This is a genomic window from Streptomyces erythrochromogenes, from assembly GCF_040684695.1.
In the GTDB taxonomy this organism is placed as follows: domain Bacteria; phylum Actinomycetota; class Actinomycetes; order Streptomycetales; family Streptomycetaceae; genus Streptomyces; species Streptomyces erythrochromogenes_C.
Genome location: NZ_JBFBGM010000005.1, coordinates 45866 through 60319, shown reverse-complemented (window position 1 = coordinate 60319; position 14454 = coordinate 45866). Strand labels below are relative to the sequence as shown.

Annotated in this window: 17 protein-coding genes; 11 read left to right on the top strand and 6 right to left on the bottom strand. The window is 73.7% G+C overall.

What is annotated here, in order from left to right; genetic code table 11:
• Nucleotides 1–170 precede the first annotated feature (170 nt).
• The 7 genes from AB0O53_RS10720 to amaP all read left to right on the top strand — a co-directional run bounded on the left by AB0O53_RS10720 (nucleotide 171) and on the right by amaP (nucleotide 3618).
• On the top strand, nucleotides 171–392 hold the full coding sequence (locus tag AB0O53_RS10720) for a helix-turn-helix domain-containing protein (RefSeq protein ID WP_030010789.1): 222 nt from the start codon (nucleotides 171–173) through the stop codon (nucleotides 390–392).
• A 156-nt stretch (nucleotides 393–548) separates the two neighbouring features.
• Complete coding sequence (locus tag AB0O53_RS10715; RefSeq protein WP_031149030.1) at nucleotides 549–1328, top strand: enoyl-CoA hydratase/isomerase family protein; 780 nt, start codon at nucleotides 549–551, stop codon at nucleotides 1326–1328.
• 130 nt (nucleotides 1329–1458) lie between these two features.
• On the top strand, nucleotides 1459–1887 hold the full coding sequence (locus AB0O53_RS10710; RefSeq protein WP_350994765.1) for an Asp23/Gls24 family envelope stress response protein: 429 nt from the start codon (nucleotides 1459–1461) through the stop codon (nucleotides 1885–1887).
• Between the two features lie 17 nt (nucleotides 1888–1904).
• Complete coding sequence (locus AB0O53_RS10705; RefSeq protein WP_030662934.1) at nucleotides 1905–2090, top strand: hypothetical protein; 186 nt, start codon at nucleotides 1905–1907, stop codon at nucleotides 2088–2090.
• Between the two features lie 6 nt (nucleotides 2091–2096).
• Nucleotides 2097–2504, top strand: coding sequence for an Asp23/Gls24 family envelope stress response protein (locus AB0O53_RS10700; RefSeq protein WP_350994763.1), 408 nt, complete (start codon nucleotides 2097–2099; stop codon nucleotides 2502–2504).
• A complete protein-coding gene (locus tag AB0O53_RS10695; RefSeq protein WP_434094434.1) occupies nucleotides 2405–3055 on the top strand; it encodes a DUF6286 domain-containing protein in 651 nt (216 codons plus the stop codon). The genes AB0O53_RS10700 and AB0O53_RS10695 overlap by 100 nt, the downstream gene beginning before the upstream one ends.
• Entirely contained in the window at nucleotides 3052–3618 is a 567-nt protein-coding gene (amaP, locus tag AB0O53_RS10690; protein WP_350994759.1) for an alkaline shock response membrane anchor protein AmaP, read from the top strand. The genes AB0O53_RS10695 and amaP overlap by 4 nt, the downstream gene beginning before the upstream one ends.
• Nucleotides 3619–3663: 45 nt before the next feature.
• Here amaP and AB0O53_RS10685 read toward each other — a convergent pair whose 3' ends face one another.
• From AB0O53_RS10685 to AB0O53_RS10660, 6 genes are all read right to left on the bottom strand, one after another.
• Entirely contained in the window at nucleotides 3664–4419 is a 756-nt protein-coding gene (locus tag AB0O53_RS10685) for an SDR family oxidoreductase (protein ID WP_350994757.1), read from the bottom strand.
• 10 nt (nucleotides 4420–4429) lie between these two features.
• Nucleotides 4430–5221, bottom strand: a complete 792-nt coding sequence (locus AB0O53_RS10680; RefSeq protein WP_365194568.1) for an SURF1 family cytochrome oxidase biogenesis protein — start codon at nucleotides 5219–5221, stop codon at nucleotides 4430–4432.
• A 79-nt stretch (nucleotides 5222–5300) separates the two neighbouring features.
• The gene (locus AB0O53_RS10675; RefSeq protein ID WP_075972011.1) at nucleotides 5301–5534 is read right to left on the bottom strand and encodes a metallothionein; all 234 of its coding nucleotides are present in this window, start codon (nucleotides 5532–5534) and stop codon (nucleotides 5301–5303) included.
• A 120-nt stretch (nucleotides 5535–5654) separates the two neighbouring features.
• Nucleotides 5655–6626: a DEDDh family exonuclease gene (locus AB0O53_RS10670; RefSeq protein WP_350994752.1), complete on the bottom strand. Its 972-nt coding sequence runs from the start codon at nucleotides 6624–6626 to the stop codon at nucleotides 5655–5657.
• A 48-nt stretch (nucleotides 6627–6674) separates the two neighbouring features.
• On the bottom strand, nucleotides 6675–9272 hold the full coding sequence (locus AB0O53_RS10665) for an MXAN_6230/SCO0854 family RING domain-containing protein (RefSeq protein ID WP_365194564.1): 2598 nt from the start codon (nucleotides 9270–9272) through the stop codon (nucleotides 6675–6677).
• Nucleotides 9273–9450: 178 nt separating this feature from the next.
• A complete protein-coding gene (locus AB0O53_RS10660; RefSeq protein WP_350994748.1) occupies nucleotides 9451–10104 on the bottom strand; it encodes a TetR/AcrR family transcriptional regulator in 654 nt (217 codons plus the stop codon).
• 115 nt (nucleotides 10105–10219) lie between these two features.
• On the opposite strand from AB0O53_RS10660, the gene AB0O53_RS10655 reads away from it, so the two are divergent.
• From AB0O53_RS10655 to AB0O53_RS10640, 4 genes are read left to right on the top strand one after another with little or no spacing between them, the layout of a single operon-like run.
• Nucleotides 10220–11017 (top strand): acetoacetate decarboxylase family protein, encoded by a 798-nt coding sequence (locus AB0O53_RS10655; protein WP_350994746.1) that lies wholly within the window; start codon nucleotides 10220–10222, stop codon nucleotides 11015–11017.
• A gap of 1 nt (nucleotide 11018) precedes the next feature.
• On the top strand, nucleotides 11019–11903 hold the full coding sequence (locus AB0O53_RS10650) for an SDR family NAD(P)-dependent oxidoreductase (RefSeq protein ID WP_365194559.1): 885 nt from the start codon (nucleotides 11019–11021) through the stop codon (nucleotides 11901–11903).
• A gap of 12 nt (nucleotides 11904–11915) precedes the next feature.
• Nucleotides 11916–13232, top strand: a complete 1317-nt coding sequence (locus tag AB0O53_RS10645) for an amidohydrolase family protein (protein WP_365194556.1) — start codon at nucleotides 11916–11918, stop codon at nucleotides 13230–13232.
• Nucleotides 13229–14452 (top strand): amidohydrolase family protein, encoded by a 1224-nt coding sequence (locus AB0O53_RS10640; protein WP_350994740.1) that lies wholly within the window; start codon nucleotides 13229–13231, stop codon nucleotides 14450–14452. The genes AB0O53_RS10645 and AB0O53_RS10640 overlap by 4 nt, the downstream gene beginning before the upstream one ends.
• Nucleotides 14453–14454: the final 2 nt, after the last annotated feature.

Below are 14454 nucleotides of genomic sequence, written 5' to 3'. Positions count from 1 at the left end.
GGAGGGTGAAGTGTGACGGAAGTCATGCGGCGGAAGGGGAGATTCCGTTCTGCCCGTGTGTCCACGGCTCGGGAAATGCCGCCGTACCGACCTTGCTGAATGGGTGGCCAGGAAGCCGGGGAGGGGTGATCATGAGAAGTCCAGAGCGCACTTCCCATGAGGAGGCACGGGTGGCCGAGACTCTGAAGAAGGGCAGCCGGGTTACCGGCGCCGCGCGCGACAAGCTCGCGGCAGACCTGAAGAAGAAGTACGACTCCGGTGCGAGTATCCGGGCGCTGGCCGAGGAGACCGGCCGGTCCTACGGATTCGTCCACCGGATGCTCAGTGAGTCCGGGGTATCGCTGCGCGGCCGCGGTGGCGCGACGCGTGGCAAGAAGGCGGCTACGGCCTGACCCCGGTCCATCGGATCCCACGTTCCAACGGCTTCAAGGCTCACATGATCCGACGTTCCCTTCGGTGACCCCCGGTCGGCCTCCCGGCCGACTGGGTGGTTACTGTGCAGTCACTTAGGCCGAGCTTGCGGCCGACTGCACACCGGAGGCACACGGATGGCTCTGCTCGACAAGGACGGCGTTCGACTCACCGTCGACGACACGGTCGCCACGGTGACACTGACCAATCCGGCCAAGCGAAATGCCCAATCCCCCGCGCTCTGGCGGGCTTTGGCCGAGGCGGGCAGGTCGTTGCCGGGCACCGTCCGGGTCGTCGTGCTGCGCGGCGAGGGCAAGTCCTTCTCCGCCGGTCTCGACCGGCAGGCGTTCACCCCCGAAGGCTTCGAGGGCGAGCCGTCCTTCCTCGATCTGGCGCGCGGTTCGGACGAACTGCTCGACGCCACGATCTCCGAGTACCAGGAGGCGTTCACCTGGTGGAGGCGTAACGACATCATCTCCGTCGCCGCCGTGCAGGGGCACGCGATCGGCGCCGGCTTCCAGCTCGCACTCGCGTGCGACCTGCGCGTGGTCGCCGACGACGTGCAGTTCGCCATGCGCGAGACGAGCCTGGGCCTCGTCCCCGACCTGGCCGGCACCCAGCCGCTGGCCTCCCTGGTCGGATACGCCCGCGCGCTGGAGATCTGCGCGACGGGCCGCTTCGTGCATGCCGAGGAGGCGGAGCGCGTCGGCCTCGCCAACCTCGTCGTCCCGGCGGACGAGCTCGACGCCGCCGTCCAGGACCTGACCACCGCCCTGCTGGCCCCGCCGCGGGACGCCGTCATCGAGACCAAGACCCTGCTGCGCAGCGCGCAGACCCGTACCTACGACGACCAGCGCGCCGCCGAGCGCGCGGCCCAGGCCCGTCGCCTGCGCGACCTCGCGGGCCTCTCGGACTGACCCGTCGCCCGCCCCACCGGAGGCCGGAAAGCGCCCCGGGACCACGCCGACCGGCGTAGTCCCGGGGCGCTTCGGCGTCCGCGCGCCTAACGTGGTGCGGAGTGAGTCCGTACACGTGAAGGGACACGCGATGACCGAAACCGCATCAGGGGGCTCCCACAAGGCCGCCGGCGACCGGGGGCGCACGACCATCGCGGACGGGGTGGTCGAGAAGATCGCCGGACTGGCCGCCCGTGAAGTGGTCGGCGTGCACGCCCTGGGCAGCGGCCTCTCCCGCACCCTCGGCGCCGTCCGCGACCGGGTTCCCGGCGGCGGGAAGTCCGCCTCGGTCACCCGGGGCGTGAAGGCCGAGGTCGGCGAGGTCCAGACCGCCCTCGATCTGGAGATCGTCGTCGACTACGGCGTGTCGATCCGTGACGTGGCACGGGCTGTCCGTGAGAACGTCGTCTCCGCGGTCGAGCGGATGACCGGCCTGGAGGTCGTCGAGGTCAACATCGCCGTCAGCGACGTCAAGCTGCCCGACGAGCCCGACGAGGAGCCGGAGTCCCGACTCCAGTAGCCGAGAGGAACCCGCACATGAGCATGGCGGTCGCCGGCATGTTGGCCGGCATGGCCCTGGGCTTCGCCGGCTACTTCGGCGGATTCGGTGCCTTTCTGCTGGTGGCGGCCCTCGGAGCCGTGGGCTTCGTCGCCGGCCGCTTCCTCGACGGGGACCTGGATCCCGGGGACCTGTTCCGCCGCCGCGACGACCGGCGCAGGTGAGGCGCGATGAGCAGCCTGCCGCAGGCCACTCCACCGGGCCCCGCCGCGCCGGAGGCCGCCGCCCGCGCCACCCCGCAGGCGGTGGCCGCCGCGGACCGCGGGGCCACCCGCATCGCCGACCGGGTCGTCGCCAAGATCGCCGCCCAGGCCGCCCGGGAGGCGCTCCCCGCGCTCTCCGGCGCGCCCCCGCAGGCCACCGTCACCGTGCACCACGACATCGCACGCATCCGGGTGAGCCTGGAACTGCACTACCCCTCCGACCTCGCCGCCCAGTGCGCGGCCGTACGCAGCCGGGTCACCCGCCGTGTCGAGGAGTGCGCGCAGATGTCCGTGCCCGAGGTCGACATCGACATCGAGCATCTGCACTCCGCGCACACCCGCACCGCCGGCGCACGGGACCGGCGGCTGCGGTGACGGCGACCCGGTTCCGGTCCGCCCGCCGCATCCCCGCGGCCCTCGTCGCTCTGGTCGTGCTCGGGGCGGTGGGACTGCTCCTGTACGACCTGGCCGCCGTACGGGCCGACCGCCCCGCCATGGCCTGGCGCCGCGAACTCGCCCACCGGCTGGAGGTCCACACCCCGGCGGACCTGCCGGTGCAGCTCGCCGGCGGAGCGCTGGCCCTGGCCGGGGCGGTCCTCCTGCTGCTGGCCGTCACCCCGGGGATCCGCAGGATCCTCCCCATGCTGAGCCCGGACCGGGACGGGGAAGCGGGCGAGGGCCCCCCGCTGCGCGCCGGGATCGGCCGCCGGGACGCGGCCCAGGTCCTGCGGGACCGGGCCATGGAAGTGCCCGGCGTGCGGTCGGCCCGGGTCCGCATGGGCCGCTCCCGGGTCCGGGTGCGGGCCACGTCCCACTTCCGGGAACTGGACGAGGTACGGGCCGACCTGGACGCCGTCGTGGCCGTCGGCATCGAAGAGCTGGGCCTCGTGCGCCCGCCGCGGCGGCGCGTACGGGTCAGGAGGTGAGCGGATTGCTCGGGACGGTGAACCGGATCCTGCTGGCGGTGGCCGGAGCGGTCCTGCTGGCGGCCGGGGTCGTGCTGCTGACGGCGGCACGCCCGCTCAGGGGCCGTGCGCAGCCGCTGCTGAGCGCCGCGGACCGGCGCCGGTACCTGCACGCCGACGGCTGGGCCTGGTGGGTGCTAGTCGCGGCCCTCACCGTGTGCCTGCTGCTGGCGCTGTGGTGGCTGCTGTCCCAGCTGCGCCGCTCCAGGCTGCGGGAGGTCGCCGTGGACACCGGGGACGGGGCCTTCGCCGTACTGCGCGGGCGCGCCCTGTCCGACGCCGTCGCCGCGGAGGCCGGAGCTCTGGACGGGGTCGCCGACTGCCGGGTCGTCCTGCGCGGGCGGCGCGGGTCGCCCGCCCTGCGGGTGGCGGTCGAACTGGAGCCCCACGCGGTCCCCGCGGACGCGCTGGCGGGGCTGGCCGGGCCGGTCCTGACCCACGCCCGGACCTCGGCGGGCCTGTCGGAACTGCCGGCGGAGGCCCGCTTCAAGGTGACCTCCCACCGGGCCCGGCGCGTCAGCTGAGGACGCGCCGGGCCCGGACACGGAGAGCCGGGCCGGGACGGACGGTCAGAAGCCGTGCCGGGAGCCGCCGTCGACCGGGAGCATCACGCCCGTCAGGTACGAGGCGGCCGGCGAGAGCAGGAACGCGGCCGTGCGGCCGAACTCCTGCGGGGAGCCGTACCGGCGCAGCGGGATGCGGGACTCGTTGCCCGCACGCGCCGCGGCGGCGTCGCCGGACAGCGCGTCGAGCTCCCGCACCCGGTCGGTGTCGATGCGGGCCGGCAGCAGGCCCACGACGCGGATGCCGCGCGGACCGAGTTCCACCGAGAGGGACTTGGCGAAGCCGGCCAGGCCCGGGCGCAGGCCGTTGGAGATGGTCAGGCCGGGGATCGGCTCGTGGACCGAGCCCGACAGGACGAAGCCGATGACCCCGCCCTCGCCCAGCACCGCGGCGGCCGCCCGGGCGAGGCGCACCGCGCCGAGGAAGACCGACTCGAAGGCGGCCGCCCACTGCTCGTCGGTGCTGTCGACGGCGAAGCCCGGTACGGGGCCGCCGACGCTGATGAGGATGCCGTCGAAGCGGCCGAAGCGCTCGTGCGCGGTGGCGATGAGCCGCGCGGCGGCCGCCGGGTCCGCGTTGTCCGCGGCCGCCCCCACGGCGTTCGGGCCGAGTTCGGCGGCCGCGTCGGCCGTCCGCTTCTCGTCCCGGCCCGTGACGATGACCTTCGCGCCGTCGGCGATCAGTTCCCGGGCGGAGGCGAAGCCGAGGCCGCGGCTGGCCCCGGTGACGATGTAGACACGGTCCTTCAGTCCAAGATCCATGCCCGACACGCTACGCCGTCGCGGGCTCCTGTTCGGCCGCTTCGGCCCGGGCCGCCGCCTCCTCGCGGTCGCGCTTCTCGCGCCGTACGAGGACCAGCCAGCCCACCGGCACCGCGGAGGCGAACAGCCACCACTGGACCGCGTAGGCCATGTGCGCGCCGATCGAGTCGTGGTCGGGGTCGGCGACGGTCTCGGGGCTGTCGTCCGCCGGGGCCGGGTCGGTCAGTTCCAGGTACCCGCCGAGGACCGGCCGGCCCAGGGACTCGGCCTGCTGCTCGCTGTTGATGAGCATCACCTGACGGTCGGGCAGGCCCTTGCGGTCCTTGATGCCGCTGCCGCCGCTCGTCTCGTCGGCCTTCAGCCGGCCGGTGACCGTGACCTCGCCCGCGGGCGCGGTCGGCACCGGCGGGTAGGCGCGCGGGTCGCCGCCGCCCGCCACCCAGCCGCGGTCGACCAGGACCACCCGGCCGTCGGCGAGGACGAGCGGGGTCAGGACGTGGAAGCCGACCTTGTCGTCGTTCGAGGTCCGCATCCGCACGACCACCTCGTGCGCGGAGTCGTAGGTGCCGGTGGCGGTGACCGCGCGCCAGAAGTCGGCGCGGGGGACCTTGTGGCCGGGGGAGGTGACCTCCGTCATCGGGACCGGCTTCGCCCGCAGGTTCGCCTCGATCAGCTGGTTCTGCGCGACCCGGTGCACATGGCGGTGGTACTGCCAGAACCCGAGTTTGATCATCACGGGGATGAGGACGAGGGCCATGAGGGTGAGGCACACCCACTGCCGGGTCAGCACAAAGCGGTACACGCCCACGACGGTACCCCGGCCGACGAGGACCCCGGCGGCCGGGTGGCCCTCCGGGGTCGGGGGGAGGAGGAGGAAGCGGTCAGACGTGGTCGACGATGCCCACCTTCCCTTCCGCGCGGGCGCAGTGCCCGCCGCAGAACCACTGGCCCTCGACCTCGACGCCCTGTCCGATGATCTGGACCCGGCAGTGCTCGCAGATGGGCGCCATGCGGTGGATGGCGCAGGAGAAGCAGTCGAAGACGTGCACCGCGCCCTGCGCGTGCACCTCGAAGGACATGCCGTAATCGTTTCCGCAGACCTCACAACGTGCCATGCGCCGCATGCTGCGCACGGCGGAGCGGCGGAACAAGATCCACCCTGGTGAGTCGCCGCGCGGACACCCGCCCGGACCAACGGCCGGCGGCCGGTCCGCTCGTTCCCCGGGTGCTCCCGGTCACTCCCCGGCCGGGGCCACGTCCCGCAGCAGCTGCGTGAAGGCCGCCTCGTCGACGACCGGGGTGCCGAAGGACTTCGCCTTGACCGTCTTCGAGGTCGCCGAGTCCGGGTCGTTCGTCACCAGGAGGCTGGTGAGCCGCGACACGCTCGTCGCGACGTGCAGGCCCGCCTCGATCGCCCGGTCCTCCAGCAGCTCCCGCTCCACCGAGGTGTCGCCGGAGAAGGCGACGCGCATGCCCTGCTTCAGGGGCTTGCCGTCCTCGAACCGCCCCGGGTTGGGGTGCGGGCACGCCGGCCGCTTGCGCGAGGGGCGCCAGCTGCCGCCCCGGTACGACGCCTGCTGGCCCACGCGCGGGGCGGCGGCCGAGTCCGACCACTCGGTCAGCGGCCGGCATTCCAGCAGCGGCAGGCGCACGCCGCCCTCGGCCGCGGCGTGCAGCGACGGACGGAAGGCCTCCGCGAGCACCCGGGCGTCGTCGAGCGCGTGGTGGGCGCGCTGCTGCACCACACCGAAGTGCGCGGCGAGCGACTCCAGCTTGTGGTTGGGCAGCGGGAGGTTCAGCTCCTTCGACAGGGCGATGGTGCACAGCCGCTGACGGACCGGCGCGGTCGTCTCGGCGCGCGCGTACTCCCGGGCGATCATCTGCCAGTCGAAGATGGCGTTGTGCGCGACCAGCACGCGGTCCGCGAGCCTGCCGGCGAACTCCTCGGCGATGTCCCGGAAGAGCGGCGCGCCTTCGAGCACGTCACTCGTCAGACCGTGGATCCACACCGGCCCCGGGTCCCGCTGCGGGTTGACCAGGGTGTACCAGTGGTCCTCCACGTTGCCCTGTGCGTCGAGCCGGTAGACGGCGGCGGAGACTATCCGGTCGTCGCGAGCGAGTCCGGTGGTCTCCACGTCGACGACCGCGTACCCCTGCGGGTACGCGGTCGGCCACGTCGTCTCTGCGGTCGTACGGTCGTCGAGCATGGTCACAGAGGATATCGGCACGGACTGACACCGTTGCCCCACCCTCGGTCAGCCCAGCGCTGAGACCAGGTCCCCGGCGGCCAGCTGTTCGAGCCCGCAGCCGTCAACGGGCCCCGGCAGCAGCCGGTACACGGACCCCCGCGCACCGGCCGGCGCCACGTCGCCGTCCACCAGCGCGAGCAGCGCCGACCTCCCCGAGGCGGCGGCGCCCGCGAGGGCGTCCACATCGGGCGAGGCCAGCACGGAGTCCGGATCCGCCAGCCCGAGCAGCCGCCCGGCGAACGCCGCGGTGTCCTCGTCCCCCCGGCGCCGGTAGGTCCACAACTCGTCGGGGTCGCTGGGCCGGGGGGTGCGGCGCAGCACGACGACCTCGCCGCAGCGGGCCGCCGCGTGCCAGCCCGCCAGCTCCCACAGGGTGGTGCGGCCGGTGGAGAAGTACTGGAAGAGGTCGCGGCCGATCCGGGCCAGGTCGTCCTGGTGCGCGTACACGCTGTGGTAGCCCTCGTCGTCGGGCAGGTGCACGTCGGTCCACAGGAAGCCGCGCCGCTCCAGGTCGACGAGCAGCGGCACGTGGATCCGGGAGTTGCCGACCAGGTCGTAGCGCTGCCGCACGGTCCGCGGGTCGTAGCGCGCGGTGCGCCCGGACCGGCCCGGCAGCGCCATGAAGCCGGCGAAGGCGTCGGGCAGCAGCTCGAAGGGGATGTTGTTGTAGCTGAAGACGACCGGCATGGCGAAGCGGACGCCGGTGTCGGCGAGGGCGTCGAGGTCGATGTCCACGTACTCGCTCGCCCCGGCGGGTGCGGGGGCGGAGGTGAGGTCGCCGGAGTGCACCACGGCCCGTCCGCCGTACACGAGGCTGGTGTAGTCGCACAGGCCCGCGTAGTTCCAGTCGGAGTCGAACAGCACCACCGACAGGTCGAGGTCCACCCTCTTCTTCGGCGGCTCCATCCAGTGCAGGAACATCCGCAGCACCTCGCCGTCCGGCAGCGCCTGGAAACTGCCCTTGGGGACGGTGACCAGGGCCTTGGCCGCCGCCCGCTCGGCCGAGGGGACGTGCAGGTGGGCCAGGCGCGAGTCGAGGACCGCCACGTCGTACGGCTCGGCAGCGGCCAGCCGGCGCAGCAGCTCCCGCTCGAACAGGCCGGTCACCGCAACGGTCACGGCCTCGGCGAGCGGCACCCGGGTGTCGTCCACGGTGTAGGAGTGCGCGACCTGTCCGCGCGGGAAGAACACCCGCCGGGTGCCGGGCAGATGGCGGACCCGCAGCCGTCCCAGCGCGGACAGCACCGGCCCCGGCCCCGCCTTCGGCAGCCGCTCCGCCAGCACCGCCGCCACCCGCTCGGGCAGGGCGTCGGCCGCGTACCGGCGCAGCAGGTGGTCGAGGCGCCGTACGAGTTCCCCGGGCCGCTCCGCGAGGACGGCGAGGGCGAGGTCCGGGTCGGCGCCGCGCAGCGCCTCCTCCGCGCGGCCCGTCCAGGTGGCGGCCCTGATGCGGGAGCCGTCGACCCGTACGGCCTGCGGGTGCTCGGCGGCGGTGGCCAGCAGGGCTTCGCCCAGCGCGGTGCCCCGGACGTCGGTCTCGCGCAGCACGGCGAAGGCCAGGGCGGCCCGCGGGTGGCGCCCGTACTGCTCGAAGGGGTGCAGGATCTCGGCGGCCCGCTTCCACGGGTCGGGGTGGCGCAGGACGTCCTCGACGAGCAGGGCGGGGTCCAGCGCGTCCAGCAGGGCGAGCAGTTCGCGGCGCAGCGGGCGCGGCAGGGACCGCATCCGGGGCGGCGCGAGCAGGTCGGCCTCGCCGCCGGACCAGACGGCCAGGAGCCGCAGGACGTCGGTGGCGGTGGTCAGCCGGCCGGGGAGCAGGGCCCGTACGGCCTCCCGGGTACGGCGCTCGCGCAGCAGGGTGCCGAGCACCATGGCCTTGGTCTCCCGCACCGGGACGGCCTCCGGCAGCCAGTCGAGGCCGGCCGGAGCGGCGGCGAGCAGCACCCGGGCCTCCTCGGTGTCCTGGGCCGACAGCGGGGTCCGGCGGGCGAGCAGCCGGCCGAGGGCGGTGACGGAGTCGGCCGCGCGGTCGGTGCCCAGGACCAGCAGCCGCAGCGGGCCCGGGCTCTCGCCGGGCGCGGGCCGGCCGGGCCGCTCGGCGGCCGGGTCCAGGAAGGGGTCCGCGAGGTCGATCCGGCGGTGGCAGATCGGGCAGCCCGTGTAGGCGGCGCCGTCCCAGCAGGACCGGCAGACCAGGTGGGCGCAGGGGGAGACGGGGTGGACGCTGCCCACGGTCGCGCACAGCACGCACGGCTGGGCGGGCCACTGCAGGAGGAGTGCGAAGACGCGGTCGAGCCACAGGGCGTGGGTGTCGTCGGGCACGGAGGCCGGAAAGGTGCGGAACAGCGGCATGTGGGTGCGGTCCGCGCCCAGCAGGACGTCGATGTCGCGGACGAGCGAGGTGCCGGCGTCGGCGAGCCCTGCGGGGCCGAGCCAGGCGAGTGCGGAGCGCAGCGGCGCCGTCAGGGCGAAGCCCCGGTCGAGGAGTTCGGCCTCCAGGGCGGTCAGGCCCTCGGCCGTGGACGGATCGCCGGGGCGCGGCCCGGCCTGGTCGACGTACACGGTGTGGAGACGGCGCAGCAGGACGGTCGACAGCTCGGGCAAAGGGGGGATTCCTCCGGAACCGGGGAGAGGTGTGGGGCGGGGGCGGAGAGGGGACGCGCTGCGTGGTCATCGGAGAGGTGAGAAGGAAGCACGTCGCGGAGCCGCCCCCGCGCAGCAGATACAACCACGGCCGGAGCGGGGCGCAAACCGATTTACGGACCGGTTCTACGGGCCGGCTCTACGGGCCGGTTCCACGGACGGTCCGCGGGCCCGGCGGCGCTGCCAGCAGGGCCGCCACCAGGGCGCGTACGGACAGCAGGAAGAGCCGCTCCGGATCCGCGGGCCGGGCCAGCGCGCGGGCGAGGGCCGGGTCGTGGGGGGCCGCGGCCGGGTCCCAGAGCTCGCTCTCGGCCGGGGACTGGGCCGGGGAGCGCTCACGGTTGCGCTCGACCAGCAGGAACCCGACGATCTGGAACTGCACGGCGCGCACCGCGTCGGCGGCCCGGGCGCCGCGCAGCCCCGCGGCGTGCACCTCCTGGACGAGCGCCTGCTGCGCGGGCAGGAACATCCGCTCCGTGAGACCGCGTTCGTGGACCATCGCGATCAGGTGCGGGCGCCCGCGCAGCTCGCGGCGCAGGATCCGCGCCACCGATTCGATCCGCTCCGCCGGGGTGCGCCCGACGGGGGAGAGGGCGCCCATCTCCTGCACCGTCCGCTCCACGAGCGCGTCGAGGAGGGATTCCCGGTTGCCGACGTGCCAGTAGATGGACGTCACCGCGGTGCCCAGCGCGGCGGCGAGTGCCCGCATCGTGAGGGCGGCCGGACCGCGCTGCTTGACCAGGGACGCGGCGGCGTCCAGCACCTCGTCCCGGGTCAGCGAGGATCTGGCCATGGCAGCGGTCCACCGATCTGTCGAGTCGTCAGTTCTCGTGTGTGCACGGGGGTTTACCCTTCATCGCCCGCGGTGTAACTGTGTTACAGACCCGAACCGAGAGGTGGTGCGAGACATGGCACGCGTACGGTACGGAGCGCGCACCGAGGCCGAGATCGCCGCGTCGCGCGAGAAGAGTTCCAAGCTCCCCGACATCTGGTCCACCGGCGTGGTGGCCGTCTGGGAGACCGATCCCGACGTGGTCGCCGCGGTCCTCCCGCCGCCGCTCAAGCCGGGCGATCGGCCCCTCGTACGGGCGAACATCAGCAAGGTGGACCTGCCCGGCTACCCCCTCGGCGCCGGCTCGGTGGCCGTCGCCGCCCGGCACGACGGGGTGGAGGGCTGGTACCCGCTGGTCATGCCCATGACCCACGAGCGCGCCCTGACCGGCGGCCGCGAGGTCTTCGGCGAACCGAAGAAGCTGGGCGAGGTCACCGTCGAGCGCGACGGCCTCGTCGTGCGCGCCTCCCTCGCCCGGCACGGGATCGCCTTCGTCGAGGTGCGCGGCGCCGTGGACCGGCCGCTCCCGCTGCCCGAGCCCACCCGGAAGACCGACTTCTACTTCAAGTTCCTGCCCGCCGTGGACGGGTCGGGCTTCGACGCGGACCCGGTCCTCGTGCACTGCGTCCGCAACGAGAAGGTCCGCAAGCTGGAGCACGTCACCGGTGACGTCGTCCTGCGGGAGTCGATGTTCGATCCCGTGGCCGACCTCCCCGTCCGCCGCATCGTGGAGATCACCCTCGGCGAGAAGACCACCGACCAGAAGGGCCGGGTCGTCGAGCGGGTCAGCGCCCAGGCCCTGCTCCCGTACATCCACCAGCGCTACGACGACCCGATGCAGATCCTCGACGGCCCCCCGGAAGGGAGCCTGTGAGATGCGGCTCGAACCGGGACAGACGGCCGTCGTCACCGGCGCGGCGAGCGGCATCGGCCTCGCCATGGCCCGCCGCTTCGCCGCCGAGGGACTGCAGGTGGTCCTCGCCGACGTCGAGGAGGCCGCCCTGCGCAAGGCCGCCGACGAACTCGCCGCGGACGGGGCACGGGTACGGGCCCGGACCGTCGACGTCAGCGACCGCGACAGCGTGCTCGCCCTCGCCGACGCCGCCTACGAGGCCTTCGGCGCCGTCCACGTCCTCTGCAACAACGCGGGCGTCGGCTCCGGCGCCGAGGGCCGGATGTGGGAGCACGAACCGAACGACTGGAAGTGGGCCTTCTCCGTCAACGTGTGGGGCGTCTTCCACGGCATCCAGGCCTTCGTCCCCCGCATGATCGCCGGCGGCGCCCCCGGCCACGTCGTCAACACCTCCTCCGGCGACGGCGGCATCGCCCCGCTGCCCACCGCCTCCGTCTACGCCGTCACCAAGGCGGCCGTGGTCACCATGACCGAGTCCCTCTACGCCCACCTCAAGGCGGAGGGCGCGGCCGTCGGCGCCTCCGTGCTCTTCCCCGGCCCGCACATGCTGCGCACCGGACTGTGGGAGTCCCACCGCAACCGGCCCGAGCGGTACGCGAAGCAGCGCCCGCGCAGGACCCCGTACCGCAGCCTCGACCAGTACGAGGCCGCGATGAGGCAGGCCGGCCACGAGGTGGACTTCACCCCGGTCGAGGAGGTCGCGGAGCACGTCGTCGACGGCATCCGCGCCGACCGCTTCTGGATGCTGCCGCCGAGCGAGCACAGCGACCGGCAGATCCGCGCCCGGTCGCAGTCGATGCTCGACCGCGCCAATCCCGCCTACCTGGAGAGCTTCATCCTCGACTGAGGAGCGTCCGCCATGAGCGACAGCACGCATGACAGCACCAGCGACACGCCGTACGAGGACCCGTACCTGATCATCTCCTCCGACTGCCACGCGGGCCTGCCCACCGAGCAGTACCGCCCCTACCTCGACTCCCGCTTCCACCGCCAGTTCGACGAGTTCCTCGGCCAGCGCGACGCCCGCCGCGCGGAGGCCACCCGGCTCGGCGTCCGCAACGAGGCCTTCGCCGAGAAGTGGTTCCACGACCACGAGGAGGGCCTGCGGGGCGGCTGGGACACCGGGCAGCGGCTGAAGGAACTCGACGGCGACGGTGTGGCCGCCGAGGTCGTCTTCCCCGACGCGGACGCCGTCGACAGCCAGACCGCGGCCCCCTTCGGGGTGGGCCTCGGGCTCTCCGGCGACCAGGACCCCGAACTCGGCATGGCGGGCGCGCAGGCGCACAACCGCTGGCTCGCCGAGTTCGTCTCGCAGACCCCCGAGCGCCACTGCGGCGTCGCCCTGCTGCCCATCACGGGCGAGCCGGACAAGGTCGTCGCCGAGGTCCACCGGGCCAAGGAGTCCGGGCTGGGCGCGCTCATGATCCCGGCCATGTGGGTGGACAAGGCGCCCTACCACGACCGCCGCTACGACCCCGTCTGGGCGGCGGCCGCCGAGACCCGGATGCCGATCGTCACCCACTCCGGGTCCTCGCCGCGCCACGAGTACGGCGACCACCTGGGCATCTTCGTCTCCGAGGTCACCTGGTGGCCGGCCCGCCCGCTGTGGTTCCTGCTCTGGTCAGGGGTGTTCGAGCGGCACCCGGGCCTGAGGTTCGGGGTCGCCGAGTCGGGCTGCTGGTGGCTGCCGAACCAGCTGTGGTTCATGGACCGCCTCTACCTCGGCGCGCACGGCGGCAAGAAGCTCTCGCCGTTCGAGGAGCTGAAGCGGCCGCCGAGCGAGTACCTGGACCGCCAGGTCTTCGTCTGCGCCACGAACACCAAGCGGCGCGAACTGGCCCAGCGCTACGAGATCGGCGTCGACAACATCCTGTGGGGCTCGGACTTCCCGCACCCCGAGGGCACCTGGCCGAACACCCGGACCTGGCTGAAGAACACCTTCCACGACATCCCGGTCGACGAGACCCGCCGGATGCTGGGCCTCGCAGCGGCGGAGGTCTTCGGCTTCGACACCGGGGCGCTGGCCCCGATCGCCCGCCGGATCGGCCCCACCCCGGCCGAGCTGGGCCAGTCCCCGGACCAGGCGGCGGTGGCGGCCTCCTGGGCGCGCTCGCGCGAGGTGGGCCGGCACTGGCTGACCGACCACGACTTCCCGGTACTGGGGGTGTCGCGGTGACCGGCGACGACCGCTACACGGTGATCTCGGCGGACTGCCACGCGGGCGCCGACCTCCTGGACTACAAGCCGTACCTGGAGAAGCGGTACCACGACGACTTCGACGCGTGGGCCGCCACCTACGTCAACCCGTACGAGGACCTCCTCGCGGACACGGCGGACCGCAATTGGAACTCGGCGCGGCGCCTGGCGGAGCTGGAGGCGGACGGCATCGTCGCCGAGGTCGTCTTCCCCAACACCATCCCGCCGTTCTTCCCCAAGGCCTCCCTGATGGCGCAGCCGCCGACGGCCGCGGAGTACACGATGCGCTGGGCCGGGCTGCAGGCCCACAACCGCTGGCTGGCGGACTTCTGCGCCGACGCCCCGGGCCGGCGGGCGGGCGTCGCGCAGATCCTGCTCAACGACGTCGACGCGGCGGTGGGGGAGATCCGCCGCACGAAGGCGGCGGGCCTGACGGGCGGCATCCTGCTGCCCGGCGTCCCGCCCGGATCCACCGTGCCCGAGCTGTACTCGGCCGCCTACGACCCGATCTGGGCGGTGTGCGACGAGCTGGACGTCCCGGTCAACCACCACGGCGGGTCGGCCTCGCCGCCGCTGGGCGAGGAACCGGCGGCCCGGGCCGTGTTCATGGTGGAGACGACCTGGTTCTCGCACCGGGCCCTGTGGCACCTCGTCTTCGGCGGGGCGTTCCGGCGCCACCCGGGCCTCAAGCTGGTCCTGACGGAGCAGGGCTCCGGCTGGATCCCGGGCGTGCTGGACATGCTGGACTACTACCACGGCCGCCTGGTCGCGGCGTCGGCCACGGCCGAGGCCAAGTTCGGGGCGGGCCTGGCCGAGGCGATGGGCCGGGGCCCGAGCGAGGTCTGGCGGGACAACTGCTTCGTGGGGGCCAGCTTCATGCGCCCCCACGAGGTCCCGCTGCGGCACCGGATCGGCCTCGACAAGATCATGTGGGGCAGCGACTACCCCCACGACGAGGGCACGACCCCGTACTCCCGCGAAGGCCTCCGCATCGCCTACGCGGGCCTCCCGCGGGACGAGGTCGCCGCGATGGCCGGCGGCAACGCGGCCCGCGTGTACGGCTTCGACCTGACCCTGCTGGACGCCCTCGCGGCGAAGCACGGCCCCCTGGTCTCGGAGGTAGCCGAACCCCTGACGCAAGCCCCGCCGGAAGCCACCAGCCCGGCCTTCGCCAAGGGCGGCTCGGTCCGCGTCTGGTAGCC